18 protein-coding genes are annotated in these 17,439 nt (G+C 64.6%); 12 read left to right on the top strand and 6 right to left on the bottom strand.

Annotated elements, in window-relative coordinates:
- Nucleotides 1–202: 202 nt before the first annotated feature.
- From urtA to WNB94_RS11890, 7 genes are all read left to right on the top strand, one after another.
- A complete protein-coding gene (urtA, locus tag WNB94_RS11920; protein ID WP_341390851.1) occupies nucleotides 203–1,435 on the top strand; it encodes an urea ABC transporter substrate-binding protein in 1,233 nt (410 codons plus the stop codon).
- A 114-nt stretch (nucleotides 1,436–1,549) separates the two neighbouring features.
- Complete coding sequence (gene urtB / locus WNB94_RS11915; protein WP_341390850.1) at nucleotides 1,550–2,464, top strand: urea ABC transporter permease subunit UrtB; 915 nt, start codon at nucleotides 1,550–1,552, stop codon at nucleotides 2,462–2,464.
- Between the two features lie 21 nt (nucleotides 2,465–2,485).
- Nucleotides 2,486–3,688, top strand: coding sequence for an urea ABC transporter permease subunit UrtC (gene urtC / locus WNB94_RS11910; RefSeq protein ID WP_341390629.1), 1,203 nt, complete (start codon nucleotides 2,486–2,488; stop codon nucleotides 3,686–3,688).
- Between the two features lie 27 nt (nucleotides 3,689–3,715).
- Nucleotides 3,716–4,459: an urea ABC transporter ATP-binding protein UrtD gene (urtD, locus tag WNB94_RS11905; protein ID WP_341390628.1), complete on the top strand. Its 744-nt coding sequence runs from the start codon at nucleotides 3,716–3,718 to the stop codon at nucleotides 4,457–4,459.
- Nucleotides 4,460–4,482: 23 nt separating this feature from the next.
- Entirely contained in the window at nucleotides 4,483–5,172 is a 690-nt protein-coding gene (urtE, locus tag WNB94_RS11900) for an urea ABC transporter ATP-binding subunit UrtE (RefSeq protein WP_341390627.1), read from the top strand.
- Between the two features lie 24 nt (nucleotides 5,173–5,196).
- A complete protein-coding gene (gene fmdA, locus WNB94_RS11895; protein ID WP_341390626.1) occupies nucleotides 5,197–6,432 on the top strand; it encodes a formamidase in 1,236 nt (411 codons plus the stop codon).
- A gap of 30 nt (nucleotides 6,433–6,462) precedes the next feature.
- Entirely contained in the window at nucleotides 6,463–6,834 is a 372-nt protein-coding gene (locus tag WNB94_RS11890; protein WP_341390625.1) for an FmdB family zinc ribbon protein, read from the top strand.
- A 16-nt stretch (nucleotides 6,835–6,850) separates the two neighbouring features.
- On the opposite strand, the gene WNB94_RS11885 is transcribed toward WNB94_RS11890, so the two are convergent.
- A complete protein-coding gene (locus WNB94_RS11885) occupies nucleotides 6,851–7,498 on the bottom strand; it encodes a TetR/AcrR family transcriptional regulator (protein WP_341390624.1) in 648 nt (215 codons plus the stop codon).
- An 84-nt stretch (nucleotides 7,499–7,582) separates the two neighbouring features.
- Between WNB94_RS11885 and WNB94_RS11880 the strand changes: the two genes are divergently transcribed.
- Both WNB94_RS11880 and WNB94_RS11875 read left to right on the top strand, forming a co-directional pair.
- A complete protein-coding gene (locus tag WNB94_RS11880) occupies nucleotides 7,583–9,040 on the top strand; it encodes a flavin-containing monooxygenase (protein WP_341390623.1) in 1,458 nt (485 codons plus the stop codon).
- Between the two features lie 16 nt (nucleotides 9,041–9,056).
- Nucleotides 9,057–9,899 (top strand): SDR family NAD(P)-dependent oxidoreductase, encoded by an 843-nt coding sequence (locus tag WNB94_RS11875; RefSeq protein ID WP_341390622.1) that lies wholly within the window; start codon nucleotides 9,057–9,059, stop codon nucleotides 9,897–9,899.
- Nucleotides 9,900–9,903: 4 nt separating this feature from the next.
- Here the strand turns inward: WNB94_RS11875 and WNB94_RS11870 are convergent, their stop codons facing one another.
- Both WNB94_RS11870 and WNB94_RS11865 read right to left on the bottom strand, forming a co-directional pair.
- Nucleotides 9,904–10,497, bottom strand: a complete 594-nt coding sequence (locus WNB94_RS11870; RefSeq protein WP_341390621.1) for an HD domain-containing protein — start codon at nucleotides 10,495–10,497, stop codon at nucleotides 9,904–9,906.
- Between the two features lie 23 nt (nucleotides 10,498–10,520).
- A complete protein-coding gene (locus tag WNB94_RS11865; protein ID WP_341390620.1) occupies nucleotides 10,521–11,006 on the bottom strand; it encodes a GNAT family N-acetyltransferase in 486 nt (161 codons plus the stop codon).
- Between the two features lie 109 nt (nucleotides 11,007–11,115).
- Here WNB94_RS11865 and WNB94_RS11860 point away from each other — a divergent pair, with 109 nt between their 5' ends.
- Entirely contained in the window at nucleotides 11,116–12,156 is a 1,041-nt protein-coding gene (locus tag WNB94_RS11860; RefSeq protein WP_341390619.1) for an aliphatic amidase, read from the top strand.
- A gap of 18 nt (nucleotides 12,157–12,174) precedes the next feature.
- Here WNB94_RS11860 and WNB94_RS11855 read toward each other — a convergent pair whose 3' ends face one another.
- Nucleotides 12,175–13,200 carry a DUF2804 domain-containing protein gene (locus WNB94_RS11855; protein ID WP_341390618.1) on the bottom strand — a complete coding sequence of 342 codons (1,026 nt, stop codon included), beginning with the start codon at nucleotides 13,198–13,200 and terminating at the stop codon, nucleotides 12,175–12,177.
- A complete protein-coding gene (locus WNB94_RS11850; protein ID WP_341390617.1) occupies nucleotides 13,197–14,258 on the bottom strand; it encodes an AraC family transcriptional regulator in 1,062 nt (353 codons plus the stop codon). Before WNB94_RS11850 ends, WNB94_RS11855 begins: the two co-directional genes overlap by 4 nt.
- A gap of 156 nt (nucleotides 14,259–14,414) precedes the next feature.
- On the opposite strand from WNB94_RS11850, the gene WNB94_RS11845 reads away from it, so the two are divergent.
- A complete protein-coding gene (locus WNB94_RS11845; protein WP_341390616.1) occupies nucleotides 14,415–15,368 on the top strand; it encodes a sterol desaturase family protein in 954 nt (317 codons plus the stop codon).
- A complete protein-coding gene (locus WNB94_RS11840; protein ID WP_341390615.1) occupies nucleotides 15,322–16,587 on the top strand; it encodes an RsmB/NOP family class I SAM-dependent RNA methyltransferase in 1,266 nt (421 codons plus the stop codon). The genes WNB94_RS11845 and WNB94_RS11840 overlap by 47 nt, the downstream gene beginning before the upstream one ends.
- Here WNB94_RS11840 and epsE read toward each other — a convergent pair whose 3' ends face one another.
- Nucleotides 16,588–17,403 carry a polysaccharide export protein EpsE gene (gene epsE, locus WNB94_RS11835; RefSeq protein WP_341390614.1) on the bottom strand — a complete coding sequence of 272 codons (816 nt, stop codon included), beginning with the start codon at nucleotides 17,401–17,403 and terminating at the stop codon, nucleotides 16,588–16,590. It abuts the gene before it with no gap.
- Between the last annotated feature and the right edge of the window lie 36 nt (nucleotides 17,404–17,439).

Raw genomic sequence — 17,439 nt, 5'->3', positions numbered from 1 at the left:
CCCCCCGATGTGCGTGCACTACGTTAATTGACGTATTCATGGAAAACCCAGGGCTCCTTAACGTTGCACCCAGGTCGCTGTGACGCATCCCGCGAACGACATGCACCGATGCGCAACACGCGCAACCCTTTTTTGTGCAAGGAGCATTTTCATGAGCCAAGACCGTGATGACCAGTTCGACAACCCATCCCAGCGCACCGAGATGGACCGCCATCGTCGCCTGCTGATGCAAGGCCTGGCCGCGCTGCCCGTGGCCGGCCTGCCCGCCGTGGCCAGCGCCCAGAAGTTCCCGACCGCGAAGGTCAACACCACCAAGCTGGCCATCACCGACACCGAAGTCACCGTGGGCCAGCTGCACTCGGCCACGGGCACCATGGCCATTTCCGAAACCGGCTCCATCCAGGCCGAACAACTGGCCATCGACCAGATCAACGCCATGGGCGGCATCCTGGGTCGCAAGATCAAGGTGATCAAGGAAGACGGCGCCTCCGACTGGCCCACCTTCGCCGAGAAGTCCAAGAAGCTGCTGGTCAACGACAAGGTGGCCTGCGTCTTCGGCTGCTGGACATCGGCGTCGCGCAAGGCCGTGCTGCCCATCTTCGAGAAAGAAAACGGCCTGCTGTACTACCCCACCTTCTATGAAGGCCTGGAGCAGTCCAAGAACGTGATCTACACGGGCCAGGAAGCCACGCAGCAGATCATCTGGTCGCTGGACTGGGGCTCGAAAGAGAAGAAGGCCAAGACCTTCTTCCTGGTCGGTTCGGACTACATCTGGCCGCGCACCTCGATGAAGATCGCCCGCAAGCACATCGAATCGGTGGGCAAGCTGGGCAAGGTGGTGGGCGAGGAGTACTACCCCCTGGGTCACACCAACTTCAACTCGCTGATCAACAAGATCAAGATCGCACGCCCGGACTGCATCTTCGCGGCCGTGGTGGGCGGCTCGAACGTGGCCTTCTACAAGCAGCTCAAGGCCGCGGGCATCACCGGTGCCAAGCAGTTCCTGCTGACCCTGTCGGTGACCGAGGACGAAATGACGGGCGTGGGTGGCGAAAACTTCGCCGGCTTCTACAGCTCGATGAAGTACTTCCAGTCGCTGGACAACGCCAACAACAAGGCCTTCGTGGCCGCGTTCAAGAAGGCCTATGGGCCGAAGGCCGTGATCGGCGACGTGACGCAGGCCGCATACCTGGGCCCGTGGCTGTGGAAGGCCGCGGTGGAGAAGGCCGGCAGCTTCGACGTGGACAAGGTGGTGGCCGCCTCGCCTGGCATCGAGCTGAAGACCGCGCCCGAAGGCTATGTGAAGGTGCACGAGAACCACCACTTGTGGAGCAAGGCCCGCATTGGCCAGGGCATGCCCGACGGCACCTTCAAGGTGGTGGCCGAATCGGCCGAGCTCATCGAACCCAACCCCTTCCCCAAGGGATATCAGTGACCGTGTGAGCGCGCAGGTGGCCCCTTTGGATGCCACCTGCTTCCTGCGGCGGCCCGCGCCTGTGCTGGCCGGGCCGCGCAGGTTTTTTCTGATGCGAGGGTGATCAAGATGGACTTGACTTTGACCGACATGTTCAACATCGGGCTCATGCAAGGCTTTGCCGGGCTGAGCCTGTTTTCGGTGTTGCTGCTCATGGGGCTGGGGCTGGCGGTGATCTTTGGGCAGATGGGCGTGATCAACATGGCCCACGGCGAGTTCATGACCATTGGCGCCTACACCATTTACCTGGGCTCTGTGCTCACCGAGAGCTTTGCCCCGGGCCTGATCCAGATGTACTTTCCGGTGGCCATCGTGGCTGCCTTCCTGATCGCGTTCGCTGCCGGGTGGCTCACGGAGTGGGCGCTGATACGGCACCTGTACAAACGCCCGCTGGACACCTTGCTGGCCACCTGGGGCCTGAGCCTGGGTCTGCAGCAGGTGTTTCGTTCCACCTTCGGCCCCAAGGAAGTGAGCCCCACCCTGCCCGACTGGCTGATGGGCTCGTGGGCGCCGGCTGAAGGACTGGACATCCCGATCAACGGCCTGTTCGTGATGGGCCTGACCCTGGTGGTGACCGGCTTGCTGCTGGTGGCGCTGTACAAGGCGCGCTGGGGCCTGCGGGTGCGCGCCACCGTGAGCAACCGGGTGATGGCCAACGCGATTGGCATCAACACCAAACAAACCGACCGCCTGACCTTTGCCATCGGCTGCGGCATCGCCGGCGTGGCGGGCGCAGCCTTCACCACCATCGGCTCCACCGGCCCCACCAGCGGCTCGCTCTACATCGTCGACAGCTTCCTGGTGGTCACTTTCGGCGGCGCAGGCAGCCTGCTGGGCACGGTGGCTTCGGCGTTCGGCATCGCCCAGACGCAATCGATCTCGGAGTTCTTCATGAGCGGATCGAACGCCAAGGTGCTGACCCTGCTGCTGGTGATCGGCATCCTCATGCTGCGTCCACAAGGTCTGTTCGCCTCCAAGGTTCGCCGCTGACATCGCCACGGGAGTATCAACATGAATGCGATCACAAACTGGATGAACCAACAAAAACTGGGCAGCCTCTTGCTGCTGGCCGTGGTGCTGCTGGTGGTGTTCCCGCTGAGCCTGGACGCCTTCCGGCTCAACATGGTGGGCAAGTACCTGACCTACGCCTTTGTCGCACTGGGCCTGGTGATGCTGTGGGGCCACGCCGGCATCCTCAGCCTGGGCCAGGGGGTGTTCTTTGGCCTGGGTGGCTACTGCATGGCCATGTTCCTGAAGCTGGAGGCCTCGGACCCCGAAAGCACCAGCATCCAGTCCACCCCCGGCATCCCCGACTTCATGGACTGGAACCAGCTCACCGCCCTGCCCTGGTGGTGGGAGCCGTTCAACAGCCTGGCCTTCGCCTTGATCGCCGTGGTGGCGGTGCCCATGCTGCTGGCCTTCATCATCGGCTTTGCCATGTTCAAGCGGCGTGTGGGCGGTGTGTACTTCGCCATCATCACGCAGGCCGTGGCCCTGGTGCTGACGGTGCTGATCATCGGCCAGCAGGGCTACACCGGCGGCGTCAACGGCATCACCGACCTCAAGACCCTGAACGGCTGGGACATCCGCACCGACGAAGCCCGCATGGTGCTGTACTACGTGTGCTGCGCCTTGCTGATCGCGTGTGTGCTGCTGTGTCGCTGGGTTCAGTCGTCCAAGCTCGGCACGCTGCTGCTGGCCATGCGTGACAAGGAAGACCGTGTGCGCTTCTCGGGCTACGACGTGTCCATGTTCAAGGTCTTCGTGTTCTGCCTGTCGGCGGGCATCTCGGCCATCGGCGGCGCCATGTTCTCGCTGCAGGTGGGGTTCATGTCGCCCTCCTTTGTGGGCATCGTGCCCTCCATCGAGATGGTCATCTATGCCGCCGTGGGTGGCCGCATGAGCCTGGTGGGCGCCATCTACGGCGCCTTGCTGGTGAACTTCGGCAAGACCTACTTCTCCGAATCCGCCCCCGATCTGTGGCTCTTCCTGATGGCCGCCCTGTTCATCGGCGTGACGATGGCCTTCCCCAACGGCCTGGCCGGTCTGTGGGAAGAAAAGATCAAGCCCTGGTGGCGCAGCAAGCAGATCGAACGCCGAGCAATCCGTGAAGGCGTGGCGCTTGCCCAGGCCAGCTACCCCGAGCCGCCGCCCCCGAAATCGGGCAAGGACGTGGGCGGCCTGCCAGGCGGCATGAGCGGACAACAGGCCTGACCCAACGACACCAGCAAGGAACCGACCATGAGCCCCAAGGAATTCGTGCTCTACATCGAAGACCTCACCGTGTCTTTCGATGGATTCAAGGCGATCGACAGCCTCAACCTCTACGTGGACAAGAACGAGCTGCGCGTGATCATCGGCCCCAATGGCGCCGGCAAGACCACGCTGCTGGACCTGATCTGCGGCAAGACCAAGTCCAGCACGGGCAGCATCCAGTTCAAGGAACAAGAGCTGACCAAGAAGTCCGAGCACGCCATCGTGCGCGCTGGTGTGGGGCGCAAGTTCCAGACACCGTCCATTTACGAGAACCTCAGCGTCTTCCAGAACCTGGAAGTGTCGTACCCCCGGGGCCGCTCGGTGCTGGGTGCGCTGGCGTTCAAGTGCACCGACGAGGTCAAGGCCAAGATGCAGGTGGTGGCCGAAGAAATCGGCCTGGCCGACAAGCTCGACACCGAGGCCGGCCTGCTGAGCCACGGCCAGAAGCAGTGGCTGGAGATCGGCATGTTGCTGATGCAAGAGCCTGAGCTGCTGATGCTGGATGAGCCGATCGCCGGCATGAGCGCCAAAGAGCGCGAGCTCACTGCCGACCTGCTCAAGCGCATCTGCAAGGGCCGCTCGATGATCGTGATCGAACACGACATGGACTTCGTCAAGCAGATCGCCTCCAAGGTCACGGTGATGCACCAGGGAAAGATCCTGGCCGAAGGCACGATGGATCAGGTTCAGAGCGACCCCAAGGTCATTGACGTCTACCTCGGCCATTGATCGGCCAGAGAAAGGATCACAGCATGTTGGAAGTCAAGGATCTGTTCGTGGCCTATGGCCAGAGCCAGGCGCTGCATGGCATTTCGTTCGAGGCCAACAAGAACGAAACCGTGGCCATCATGGGCCGCAACGGCATGGGCAAGACCACGCTGTTCAAGAGCCTGATGGGGGTGCTGCCCACCAAGGCCGGCGAAATCACCGTGGCCGGCAGCAGCGTTGTGAAGGACGAAAGCTACCAGCGCGTGAGAAAGGGCATCGCCTACGTGCCACAGGGCCGGATGATCTTCCCCACCCTGACGGTGGAAGAGAACATCCAGACCGGTCTGGAGAATGCCAAGAACAAACGCATCCCCGACGAGATCTATGCGCTGTTCCCTGTGCTGTTCGACATGAAGCACCGCAAGGGCGGCAACCTGTCGGGCGGCCAGCAACAGCAACTCGCCATCGCACGCGCCCTGGTCACCAACCCCAAGGTGCTGCTGCTCGATGAGCCCACCGAAGGCATCCAGCCTTCGATCATCAAAGACATCGCCAAGGCGCTCAACGAGATCCGCAAGCTGCGCGAGATCACCATCGTCGTGAGCGAGCAGGTGCTGAGCTTCGCCATGGACGTGGCCGACCGCCTGTTCGTGATTGAAGGCGGCCGGCTGGTGCATGAAACCACCCGCGCCGACACGGATGCCGATCGCATCAAAGCCTATTTGTCCGTCTGATTCGTTCGTACCAAGGAGCACGTCATGCCCGAAACCCTGATCAAGGTCGATCTCAAAGACTCCCCCTACAACAACCCGATGGTGCACAACCGCTGGCACCCCGACATCCCGATGGCCTGCTGGGTCAACCCGGGTGACGACTTCGTGCTCGAGACCTACGACTGGACGGGCGGCTACATCCAGAACAACGACAGCGCCGACGACGTGCGCGATGTGGACCTGACCACGGTGCACTTCTTGTCGGGCCCGGTGGGCGTCAAGGGCGCCGAGCCTGGCGACTTGCTGGTGGTGGACCTGCTGGACATCGGCGCCAAGCCCGACAGCCTGTGGGGCTTCAATGGCTTCTTCAGCAAGAACAACGGCGGCGGCTTCCTCACCGAGCACTTCCCCAACGCACAGAAGTCCATCTGGGATTTCAACGGCATGTTCACCAAGAGCCGCCACATCCCCGGCGTCGAGTTCGCGGGCCTCATCCACCCTGGCCTGATCGGCTGCCTGCCCGACCCGAAGATGCTGGCCATGTGGAACGAGCGCGAGGTGGACTTCATCGCCACCCAGCCGGATCGCGTGCCGCCGCTGGCCAACCCGCCCTTTGCCAAAACCACGCACGCCGGCAAGGCCACGGGCGAGGTCAAAGAGAAGATTGCGGCCGAAGGCGCCCGCACTGTGCCCCCGCGTGAACACGGCGGCAACTGCGACATCAAGGACCTGTCACGCGGCTCCAAGATCTTCTTCCCCGTGTACGTGGAGGGCGCGGGCCTGAGCGTGGGCGACCTGCACTTCAGCCAGGGCGACGGCGAGATCACCTTCTGCGGCGCCATCGAGATGGCCGGCTGGGTGCACATGCGCGTCACGCTGATCAAGGGCGGCATGGCCAAGTACGGCATCAAGAACCCCATCTTCAAGCCCAGCCCCATCACGCCCAACTACAAGGACTACCTGATCTTCGAGGGCATCTCGGTGGACGAGCAAGGCAAGCAGCACTACCTGGACGTGCACGTGGCCTACCGCCAGGCCTGCCTGAACGCCATCGAGTACCTGACCAAGTTCGGCTACTCCAAGGCTCAGGCGTATTCGATCCTGGGCACAGCGCCGGTGCAGGGGCACATCAGCGGCGTGGTCGACATCCCCAACGCCTGCGCCACGCTGTGGCTGCCCACCGAGATCTTCGACTTCGACATCAACCCGACGGCCTCGGGCCCCGTGAAGATGCTCGATGGCAGCATCGACATGCCGATCTCGTACGACATCGTGAAGTGACAGTGCAACGCTGAAGCCAGGAGCCCCCGCATGCCCACCTACGACTACGACTGTCCGAGCTGCGGGGGCTTCGACGCCTTTCGCAGCCTGGCCGAGCGCAACGAGCCGGCCGCCTGTCCCGACTGCGGCACCGCATCACCGCGCGTGTTCGTCAGCGCCCCACGCCTGGCCTGCCTGAGCAGCGACACACGCACGGCCATGGACCGCAATGAAACAGCGCGCCATGCGCCCATGAGTTCAAAGGGCTACGCCGAGGGCGCGTATGGAAATTATGGGCGCTTGCGCCACCCCTCAGGCTGTGGCTGCTGCAGCACGAGCAAAGGCATCCGCAGCGCGACGGTCACGGCGCCCAACGGGGCCAAAGCCTTTCCCACCAAGCGCCCGTGGATGATCAGCCACTGAGGTCAGTTCCAAAGGCTCACGCCAGGCTGGCGATCACGCTGCGGTAGACCCGGGCGGTCGCCGCCACCAGCGTGGCGCGCTCCTCCTGGTAGCCGCCCAGCAGCCACTGCTGCACGGGAAGACTGACCGCGCCGATCAGCGCATAGCCCAGCACCCGGGCCTCGTCGTCAGAGACGTCAAGGTTGGGAAAACGCTGCCGGGCAAACGCCACCACCAGGCTCGCAAACCGCTCGAAGGTGCGTGTGTACACCGCATCCACCCGGGGGCTGACGCCCAGAACCTCCAGCCAGCACACCCGCGCCACGCGGGGGTCAGAGGCCATGTCAAACAGCGCTTGCAGGCCGGCCTCCACGGCCGACATCGGATCGCTCAACACCGCGTCCTCCGCCAGGGCCTGCAACACCACCTGCTGCAACTGGTCGAACTGGCGCTCGTACACGGCCACCAGCAGGTCTTCCAGGCCGCCAAAAGACTCGTAAAAGTACCGGTCCGTCAACGCCGCCTGTCGACACAATTGCCGCACGGTGGCCGTGCGGTAGCCGGTGGTGCCGAACACCTCCAGCCCGGCTTCAAGAAACTGCGCTCGTCGGCGCGCCACGCGTTCGCCCAGGCTTTCGCCGGCATAGGCACGCCCCGACGAGGACGAAACAGAGGATCGGGTCATCCCCGTATTTGACGACATTCATCGTCACTTGTAAACTGACGACATTCATCTTCACTTGTAACGCCCACCACGCGCCCCCTCAACATGCAGCAGTTCACCGCGATCATCATCGGCAGCGGCTTCGGCGGCCAGGCCGCCGCCCACTACCTGCGCCGCATCGGCGTCGACGACTTCCTGATCCTGGAGCGCCGCCCCTGGATCGGGGGCACCTGGAGCCAGAACAGCTACCCCGGTGCAGCCGTGGACGTGCAGTCGCCGCTGTACTCGCTGTCGTTCGAGCCCTATCCCTGGTCGCAGATGTTCGCCGAACAGCACGAGCTGGTGGAGTACACCAAGTACTGCATCAAGAAGCACAAGCTGGACGACAAGGTGCGCCTGAACGCCGATGTGCAGCAGGTGCAGTGGGATGAGGCCCGCAAGCTGTGGGTGATCGACACCAGCACCCAAGGGCAGTTCCTGGCCAAATACCTCATCAACGCCTCGGGGCCCTTGTCCACACCCGTGATTCCCAACTTCAAGGGCCGCGACACCTTCGAGGGCACCACCTGGCACACCAACAACTGGAACCACGACTACCCGCTGGAGGGCAAGCGCGTGGCCATCATCGGCAGCGGCGCCTCGGCCGCACAGGTGATTCCGGCCATCGCGCCCAAGCTGGGCAAGCTGCACGTGTTCCAGCGCACACCACACTGGGTGCTGCCGCGCCCTGACCGGGTCTTCAAGCCCTGGCAGCGCGCCTTGCTGGGCAACAAGCTCATCTACAAGATGCTGCGCACGGCCATTTACTGGGAGCTGGAGCTGCGCATGCTGGGCTTCAAGTACAGCAAGCTGGGCCTGCACCTGGTCGCGCAGCGTCCCGCCCAACAACACATCAAGGCGCAACTCAAAGACCCGAAGATGCAAGCGGCGGTCACGCCCGATTTCACCATCGGCTGCAAACGCATCATCTTGTCGAGCACGCTGTACCCGGCGCTGGCGCGGCCCAATGTGTCCTTGCACACCAAGGACGACGGCATCGCCGAGATCAACGCACGCGGCATCCTGACCACCAAGGGCGAGCAGGTGGATGTGGACGCCATCGTCTACGCCACCGGCTACGACGCCACCGACGGCGTGATCAGCTACCCAGTGATCGGCCAGGGCGGCACCACCGTGGCGCAGTACTGGGCCGAATACCCACGCGCCTACCTGGGCACCATGATGCCGGGCTTCCCCAACCTGTTCGTGGTCACGGGCCCCAACACCGGCATCGGCCACACCTCGGCCATCTTCGTGATCGAGGCGCAGATGGAGTACATCGCACGCGCCATCGCCGCCACCGAAAAGAAAGGCGCCAAGACCATCGAGGTGACCACGCAGGCCGAGGCCGACTACACCAGCATGATCCACCGCGAGATGAAGAAAACCGTGTGGCACTGGGGCGGCTGCAACAGCTGGTACAAGAGCAAGAGCGGCCACGTGATCGCCATGTTCCCGGGCTTCAGCTTCACCTTCCGCCAGATGTGCAAGGCCTTCAAGCCCGCGCACCACCGCTTCAGTTGATCAAGGAACCCCGACCATGAAGAACTTCAACGGCAAAGTGGCCGCCATCACCGGCGCGGCCTCCGGCATGGGGCGCACCCTGGCGCTGGAACTGGCCCGCCGCGGCTGCCACCTGGCGCTGAGTGACGTGAACGAGGCCGGCCTGGCCGAGACCGCCCTTCTGGCCGGCAAGCTGGGCGTGAAGGTCACCACCGCCAAGGTGAATGTGGCCGACCGCGACGAGGTGTTCGCCTGGGCCGATCAGGCCGCGCGGGACCACGGCAAGGTCAACCTGGTGTTCAACAACGCCGGCGTGGCCCTGGGCGCCTTCCTGGAGACCGTCAAACCCGAAGACTTCCAGTGGATCATGGGCATCAATTTCTGGGGTGTGGTGTGGGGCACGCAGGCCTTCCTGCCGCACCTCAAGCGCGCCGGCGAGGGCCACATCGTCAACACCTCCAGCCTGTTCGGCCTGCTGGCCTCGCCCACCCAGGGCACGTACAACAGCAGCAAGTTCGCGGTGCGCGGCTTCACCGAAGCCTTGCGTCAGGAGTTGGACCTGGAGAAGTGCGGCGTGAGCGCCACCTGCGTGCACCCGGGTGGCATCCGCACCAACATCGCCCGGGCGGCCAAGATGGACCAGAGCATGGACCAGGCCACCGGCGGGCAAGCCGAAGCGGCCCGCTCGCGCTTTGACAAGATGCTCAACGTGACCACGGCCGAAAGCGCCGCCCTGCAGATCCTGCGGGCGGTGGAGCGCAATCAGCGTCGCGTGCTGGTGGGCCCGGACGCCAAGCTGATGGATTTCTTTGTGCGCTTGCTGGGCTCGTGGTACCAGCCCGGCTCGGTGTGGTTGTCGCGCAAGCTCATGAAGGGCTGAGGCCTCAGCGCGTCGGCGAGGCGGCGAGCGCTGCCTTGTACACCGATTGCCTGGGGGCGGCCATCACGCGGCGCACCATGGGCTCAAAGTGGCTCAAAGGCTGGAAGGCGGCCGCTGGATCGAAGGCCGGGTTGTCGTACCGGGCCACGAACTCGGCCGTCAAGGCGCTGTGTGGGTGCTCGGCAAACTGGTCACGCATGTGGCGGTCCAGCCCGATGTGGTGAAAGAAGTTGTAGCCCTGGAAGATGCCGTGGTGCTGCACCATCCACAAGTGCGCTTCGCTCACGAAGGGCTTGAGGATGGCCGCGGCGATGTCTGGATGGTTGTAGCTGCCCAGGGTGTCACCGATGTCGTGCAGCAGCGCACACACGATGTACTCCTCGTCTCGGCCATCGCGCTCGGCCAGCGTGGCCGCCTGCAGGCAATGGGTCAGCCGGTCCACCGGAAACCCGCCAAAATCCCCGTCCAGCAGCCGCAAATGGGCCAGCACCCGGTCTGGCAGGCCCTGCGCCATTTTCATGGCCTGCGGCATGATCACCGCCCAGTCGTCCTGGGTGCTGTGTTCCATCCGGGTGAAGGTGGCTCGCGCATCAGACATCGTCGGTCTCCTTGGTGGGCTGCTCAAGACAGCCATTTCTGCCAGAACATGGCCCGTCCCATGACCGGGTCGAGCTGGTAGCCTTCAAAACCGGCGCGGCGGTACGCGGCCTGCGCAGAGGTGTTGCCCTCCAGCACCTCCAGCGTGACCTTGCAACAGCCGCGCTGGCGCGCGATGCGCTCGACCTCGGCCAGCAACTGGCCAGCCAGGCCCTGCCCTCGGCGGGACGGGTGCACCACCAGGTCGTGCACATTGAGCAGGGGCTCGCACACGAAGGTTGAGAACCCTTCCATGCAGATGGCCATGCCCACGGCCTCATCGCCCTCGAAAGCCAGCGCCACATGCACCCCGGTGCGCTTGCGCAACTCGGGCACCAGGCGCTCACGCACGCGATCGTTCAAGGCCTGGCCGCCGCCGGCCGGGTCGCGCGCATACACGTCCAGCAGCATGACGATGGCGTCGGCGTGCTCAGGGTGGCCCAGGTCGGCCTCGATGATCTGTGTCCACATGAGCCCGATTGTGCCGCCAGCGGGCGGACTTGTACGTCAAACAACGTATTGGGTGGATGCGAGGCGCTTTCCAGAATCAGGGGTCTTCCACCCCCGACAGGAGCGCACCATGTTGCACGGCGATATCTCCAGCAGCGACGACACCGTCGGCGTCGCGGTCGTCAATTACAAGATGCCCCGGCTGCACACCACGGCCGAGGTCATCGACAACGCCCACAAGATCAGACAGATGATCGAGGGCATGAAGCTGGGCCTGCCCGGCCTGGACCTGGTCATCTTCCCCGAGTACAGCACCCATGGGATCATGTACGACAAGCAGGAGATGATGGACACCGCCGTGAGCATTCCCGGCGACGTGACCGACATCTTTGCGCAGGCCTGCCGCAATGCCAAGGTCTGGGGCGTGTTCTCGCTGACGGGTGAGCGCCACGAAGACCACCCCAACAAGGTGCCCTACAACACCCTCATCCTGATGAACGACCAGGGCGAGATCGTGCAGAAGTACCGCAAGATCATGCCGTGGACGCCGATCGAGGGCTGGTACCCCGGCGACAAGACCTATGTGTCGGACGGCCCCAAGGGCATGAAGGTCAGCCTGATCATCTGCGACGACGGCAACTACCCCGAGATCTGGCGCGACTGCGCGATGAAGGGCGCCGAGCTGATCGTGCGCTGTCAGGGCTACATGTACCCGGCCAAAGACCAGCAGGTGTTGATGGCCAAGGCCATGGCCTGGGCCAACAACAGCTACGTGGCCGTGGCCAACGCGGCGGGCTTCGATGGCGTCTACAGCTACTTCGGGCACAGCGCCATCATCGGCTTCGACGGGCGCACGCTGGGCGAGTGCGGCGAAGAGGACTACGGCATCCAGTACGCGCAGCTGAGCAAGCGGCTGATCCGTGACGCGCGCGCCACCTCGCAATCGCAGAACCATTTGTTCAAGCTCCTGCACCGCGGCTACACGGGCAAGATCAACTCGGGCGAAGGCGACAAGGGCGTGGCCGAGTGCCCTTACGACTTCTACCGCGAGTGGATCACCGACCCCATGGCCGCCCAGGCCAAGGTGGAGGCCATCACGCGCCCCACCGTGGGCACGGCGGAATGCCCGATCAAAGGCATTCCCAACGATGCGCGGCTGAAGTACGAGTGAGGGCCCGGTCGGGCGCGGTCACCACAAGGAGTCGTGGTCTTCGGTCACCCCCACCAGGTGCTCGACCAGGCGCCACGGGCTGCGTTGGTCGGCCCGCACCCGTCCGTGAAAGGTGCCCACGGGCTGTACGTAACGCGTGGCCGCCACCCCCCAGTGGCGGTCGTCGCTGCGGGCGCCCTCGGGCTGAAACCTCAGGTCCAGCAAGTCGTCCTCGGTGCGGATGCGCCATTCGGCCAGCGGGTTGCCTTCATCAAACTGGAAGGTCGCGGCGCCCAGGGGGCGCAGTTGCCCGTCCAGCCACAGCGCGTTTTCGTGTCCGCCAAAATACCCCGACTGGAGGTTGAAGCCCAGGTCCAGGTCATGCGCACACGCCCATCGCCAGCGGGTTCGCCGAGGCAGCAGCCCATTGGAGCTGTCCAGGCAGGCCACCGCCTTGCCCAGGTCAAGGTGCTGGCCCTGGCACTGCAGCGTGCCCTGCACCGGCAGGCCGGGTGACTTGTGGGTGGTGTGCAGCGAGCCGCCCTCCACCGGCCCCACGGCCAGCAGGAATGGCGGTCGATCGTGCCACGACAGCGCGGCCTGCAACGACAGTTCATGCAGCCGGACGTCCACCTGCAAGGGGCCGCCATCGCCTTGCTGGGTCAGGGTCAGCGTGCCCCCACGGCCCTCGAAGCGGCTGTGCATGCCCATGACCGGGTGGTCAGACACACTGCCATGCCAACCGGGCAAACCATCGGCAGACCAATCCAGCAGCAGGCGACGCCGCAGGCGATCGAACACATACACAAACGCGGTGGCCGCCCAGCCCAGGTCCACCACCGCCAGCCCCACGAACACCGTGGACGATCCGATGCCCACGTACTGCCAGCGCTTGTGGTGAAAGCGCCGCCACCAGGCCGAGCGGGCCCAGGGCGCGGGCAGGTGGCGCAAGTCCACCATGGGCAGGCAGCCGGCATGTCGGCCCACACAGGGCTGCCCCTGTGTGAGCAGGTTGACGGGGGCCGCAGGCAGGGTCACGCACGCCCCCTCGTTCATCGGCTTCATGGCGCGGGCGTGTGCACAGAAGCCCCCGGCAATGAGGCTCCTCGCAATTGGGCCCTGCGCCATTGGGCGGGCGGTTGCCCCGTCCACGCCCGGAAGGCGCGCGTGAACGCACTTTGCTCGGAGTAGCCCAACAACAAGGCGATCTCTGCCAGGTCCAGCCGCCCCTCCTTGAGGTGGGCCTCGGCCAGGTGGCGCCGGGTCTCGTCCAGCAAGGCCTGGAACGTGGTGCCCTGGTCCGCCAGGCGTCGCTGCAGGCTGCGGGGGCTGGTGTGGTGCAGGCGCGCCAACTCGGCCAGCGTCGTGCGGCCCTCGCGAATCAAGGGCACCAGGCTGCGGCGCCACGCCTCGATGGCCGATGGCACCTGCGACACCAGTTGCAGCAAGGCCTCTGCCTGGCGGTCCATCATCGCCAGCAGTTCTGGGTCGGACTTGCGCAAAGGATGGGCCAGCCAGGCCGCGTCCAGCACCAGCCGGGTACAGGGCATGTCGAAGCGCACCTCGCCACCAAAGAACTGCCGGTAAGGCGCCAAGTCTGCCGGAGTCTCGTTGACAAACCACACTTCGCGCGCCGGGATGTGCTTGCCCACCAGGTCCCGGGACAATTGCACCAGCGAGGCCAGGCCGGTTTCATCCACCAGCGCGCCAGGCCGGCCACGCGCCACCCCCCACTCGATGCACACGGTGTCGCCGTGCACCGACAGGTGCGCCGGATTGGCGTCGTAGACCGACGCGTGGAAGCGCTCCATGCGCTGCAGCGCCTCGCCCAGGTTGGCGCACGCCAGCGCCGCGTACCCGACCACACCAAAGTGCTGGGCGCGGACGCCCTCGGCGATGCGCAAGCCCAGCGCCGGACGGCGACCTTCGTGGTCATCCACGGCGGCCAGCCACGTCTGCCACACCGCCATGGGCACAAAGTGTTGCGTGGTCAACGTCTGTGGACCCAAAACGGCAGACGGATCGTGACCTTGCCGCTGCAGATAGTCGTGCAGCAAGCGGGCATAAGAAGCAGCAATGCGAGACTCGGACATCATTCGGCCACCCTGAGATGAACGGATCATGCCCAGCCGTCGCGCGGCTGACCATCGGTACTTCACGGGAGGCGTTCCCATGAAGAATGACGCGATACGTCAAGAATTTGTCTGACGATGTCAAGCCAGCATGGGGGGCGTCGTCGGAAGATCCTGCTTGTCGTGATCTCGTCCGAGTGGTGTGTGATGTCCGATTGGTTTGCTGTTTGGGGCCATGCGGTGAATGCCCTGAGCCACACGCAGGTGCGTGACTGGGTGCTGGTGTTGTTGATGCCCGTCTTTTTTGCCGCCGTGGTGCTGGAGTGGTGGCGCATGCGCCGCACCCTCGGCGCGAACGGCCGCCCGGTGTACGAGCTGCGCGACTCTCTGGACAGCATGACCCTGGGCGGCATCTACACCGTGCTGGACGTGATGCTGGTGGTGGCGTTTGTGCTGCCCGCCATGAACTGGGCCCACGAGCACCGACTGATGACCATCGAGGTGACGGCCTGGACGTTTGCAGCCCTGTACCTGGGCGTGGAGTTTTGCTACTACTGGTTTCACCGCGCCAGCCACCGCATCCGCTGGTTCTGGTGCGCCCATGTGGTGCACCATGGCTCCGAACACATGAACTTCACCACCGCCATGCGCCAAAGCTGGCTGTACAGCTTTGCCGGCAACTGGCTGTTCTACACGCCCATGGTGTTCATCGGCTTTGAGCCTGGGTGGGTGCTGTTTGCACTGTCCATGAACCTGGCCTACCAGTTCTTCATCCACACCCAGTGGGTGGACAAACTGCCCGCCCCCATCGAGTTCATCTTCAACACCCCCTCGCACCACCGGGCCCACCATGGTCGCAACCCGGCCTACATCGACCGCAATTACGGTGGCACGCTGATCATTTTCGATCGCCTGTTCGGCACCTTCGTGGAAGAGCGCGAGCCCGTGGATTACGGCCTGGTGCGCCAGGTGCGCAGCCACAACCCGCTGTGGCTGACGGTGCACGAGTGGGTGCACATGCTGCGCGACATCGCACGGCCCGGCCCCTGGGGTCAACGCATGAAACACCTGTGGGCGCCCCCGGAATGGGAGCGGGCGCGGGATAATCACGTCCATGCATCCCAAAGTCCTCCTCGATCTCACGACCCAGCTCGTCCGTGAGGTGCTCAAGCTCGACGCCCCTGCCGACGGCCTCGTGTCCCTGTTCTTCAAGCGCCAGAAGTCGCTGGGCGTGCGCGAGCGTCACGCCCTGGCCGAAACGGCCTACGCCGTGCTGCGCCAGCGCCTGCTGTGGGCCCACCTGGCCCAATCCGGTCACGGTCCCATGGAGCGCCGCATGGTGATCCTGGCCTGGCAAGGCCAGCCCCATGTGCTCAAAAATGGCCTGACGGTTGACGAACTGGCCTGGCTGGAGCGCACCCAACAAATCGACCGCAGCACGCTGCCCGAAAAACTGCGTCACAACCTGCCCGACTGGCTGGCCAACCCCTTGAAGGCCGAATTGGGGGACGAGGGCTTCTGGGCACTGGTCGACACCTTCTCGGGCGGGGCGCCGCTGGATTTGCGGGTCAACGAGGTCAAGGCCAAACGCGACGAGGTGAGCGCCGCCCTGGCCGAGGCCGGCCTGACCGCCGAGCCCACCCCTTACTCGCCCATCGGGCTGCGCCTGCAGGGCAAGCCCGCCTTGCAAAAACTGCCCCTGTTCGTGGGCGGCCATGTGGAGGTGCAAGACGAAGGCAGCCAGTTGCTGGCCCTGATGACCGGCGCCAAACGCGGCGAGATGGTGGTGGATTTTTGCGCCGGCGCCGGCGGCAAGACCCTGGCCATGGGCGCCATGATGCGCAACACCGGCCGGCTGTACGCCTTTGACGTGTCGGGCCACCGCCTGGACAAGCTCAAGCCGCGCCTGGCCCGCAGCGGGCTGTCGAACGTGTATGCCGCCCAGATTGCGCACGAGCGCGATGAGCGCATCAAGCGCCTGGCCGGCAAGATCGACCGCGTGCTGGTGGACGCGCCCTGTTCGGGCCTGGGCACCCTGCGCCGCAACCCCGATCTGAAATGGCGCCAAAGCCCGCAGGCCGTTCAGGAACTGCGCGAAAAGCAACTGGCCATTTTGCGCAGCGCTGCCCGCCTGCTCAAACCTGGCGGACGCCTGGTCTACGCCACCTGCAGCCTGCTGCCGGCGGAAAACGAAGACGTGGTGGCCGCTTTCCAGGCCGAGATGCCCGAATGGCAGCCCATGAATGCCAACGGCCTGCTGACGCAGGCCGGTGTGGCACGGGCCGATGAACTGGTCACCCCCGCAGGCCACCTGCGGCTGTGGCCTCATCGCCACGCCACAGATGGTTTCTTCGCGGCCGCCTGGCAGCGGCCGGAGTGATCAGAACAGGCTCTCGCGGACGTAGATCACGTCGCCAGGCTGCAACTTGTCGTTCATCTCGGGCTGGATCACCTTGACCTGACCCGAGGCGTCACGGCGGTGCACGCGGATGCCACGCTCGGTGCCGCGCAGGGTCAGACCACCACCCGTGGCCAGGGCCTGCAACAGCGTGGTGTCGCGCAGCAGGATTTGCGTGCCCGGACGCTGCACTTCACCGTACATGTAGATCTGCGGCGCGCGGTCCACGAAAATCGCATCGCCGTTTTGCAGCACCACGTCGTTGCCACCGCCGGCGGCCGAGAAGATCAGCGGGAAGTCAATCTCCTTGCGGAACGGCTTGCCATCGCGAGTGCCGGTGACGACGATCATCTCCGAGCCACTGCCCGGCAGGATGCCGCCGGCCTGGGCCAGCACTTCGCTGACCTTGGAGGTACCGGCCTCCAGGGGGTAACGGCCCGGGCGGTTCACGTAGCCCAGCACCGAGACCTGGTTGGACTTGACGGCCAGCACCAGGATCGACACCTGCGGTTGCTTGAGGAAGTTGCCCTCACGCAAGGCGTTGGCGATCTTCTGCTCGGCCTGGCTGACGGTCAAGCCGCCGAGCTGTACCGACCCGATCAACGGGTAGGAGATGGAGCCTGCGGCATTGACGCGGGTCTCCAGCAACAGGTCGGGGCTTTGAAACACGGTGATACGGATCTGGTCGCCCGCTCCCAGCACGTACTCGCCGGTGGGCGAAGAGGCCTGCGCCCCCAGGCTGGCCACCATGAACAGCGAGGCCATCATCCAACGCATCAAGACTTGCATCCACTTCATCGTTCGTTCCTCTGTTGAAGCATGGGGCCCGGGTCA

The organism is Aquabacterium sp. A3 (assembly GCF_038069945.1).
In the GTDB taxonomy this organism is placed as follows: Bacteria; Pseudomonadota; Gammaproteobacteria; order Burkholderiales; family Burkholderiaceae_C; genus Aquabacterium.
This window is presented reverse-complemented; position numbering and strand designations above follow the sequence as displayed.

Coding starts and splice junctions, on each gene's coding strand:
- WNB94_RS11890 (WP_341390625.1), top strand. CDS start 6,463: ATGCCCACCTACGACTACGACTGTCCGAGCTGCGGGGGCTTCGACGCC.
- urtE (WP_341390627.1), top strand. CDS start 4,483: ATGTTGGAAGTCAAGGATCTGTTCGTGGCCTATGGCCAGAGCCAGGCG.
- urtD (WP_341390628.1), top strand. CDS start 3,716: ATGAGCCCCAAGGAATTCGTGCTCTACATCGAAGACCTCACCGTGTCT.
- WNB94_RS11845 (WP_341390616.1), top strand. CDS start 14,415: ATGTCCGATTGGTTTGCTGTTTGGGGCCATGCGGTGAATGCCCTGAGC.
- epsE (WP_341390614.1), bottom strand. CDS start 17,403: ATGAAGTGGATGCAAGTCTTGATGCGTTGGATGATGGCCTCGCTGTTC.
- WNB94_RS11875 (WP_341390622.1), top strand. CDS start 9,057: ATGAAGAACTTCAACGGCAAAGTGGCCGCCATCACCGGCGCGGCCTCC.
- urtC (WP_341390629.1), top strand. CDS start 2,486: ATGAATGCGATCACAAACTGGATGAACCAACAAAAACTGGGCAGCCTC.
- WNB94_RS11840 (WP_341390615.1), top strand. CDS start 15,322: ATGCATCCCAAAGTCCTCCTCGATCTCACGACCCAGCTCGTCCGTGAG.
- urtA (WP_341390851.1), top strand. CDS start 203: ATGGACCGCCATCGTCGCCTGCTGATGCAAGGCCTGGCCGCGCTGCCC.
- WNB94_RS11860 (WP_341390619.1), top strand. CDS start 11,116: ATGTTGCACGGCGATATCTCCAGCAGCGACGACACCGTCGGCGTCGCG.
- WNB94_RS11885 (WP_341390624.1), bottom strand. CDS start 7,498: ATGACCCGATCCTCTGTTTCGTCCTCGTCGGGGCGTGCCTATGCCGGC.
- WNB94_RS11870 (WP_341390621.1), bottom strand. CDS start 10,497: ATGTCTGATGCGCGAGCCACCTTCACCCGGATGGAACACAGCACCCAG.
- WNB94_RS11865 (WP_341390620.1), bottom strand. CDS start 11,006: ATGTGGACACAGATCATCGAGGCCGACCTGGGCCACCCTGAGCACGCC.
- WNB94_RS11880 (WP_341390623.1), top strand. CDS start 7,583: ATGCAGCAGTTCACCGCGATCATCATCGGCAGCGGCTTCGGCGGCCAG.
- WNB94_RS11855 (WP_341390618.1), bottom strand. CDS start 13,200: ATGAAGCCGATGAACGAGGGGGCGTGCGTGACCCTGCCTGCGGCCCCC.
- fmdA (WP_341390626.1), top strand. CDS start 5,197: ATGCCCGAAACCCTGATCAAGGTCGATCTCAAAGACTCCCCCTACAAC.
- WNB94_RS11850 (WP_341390617.1), bottom strand. CDS start 14,258: ATGATCCGTTCATCTCAGGGTGGCCGAATGATGTCCGAGTCTCGCATT.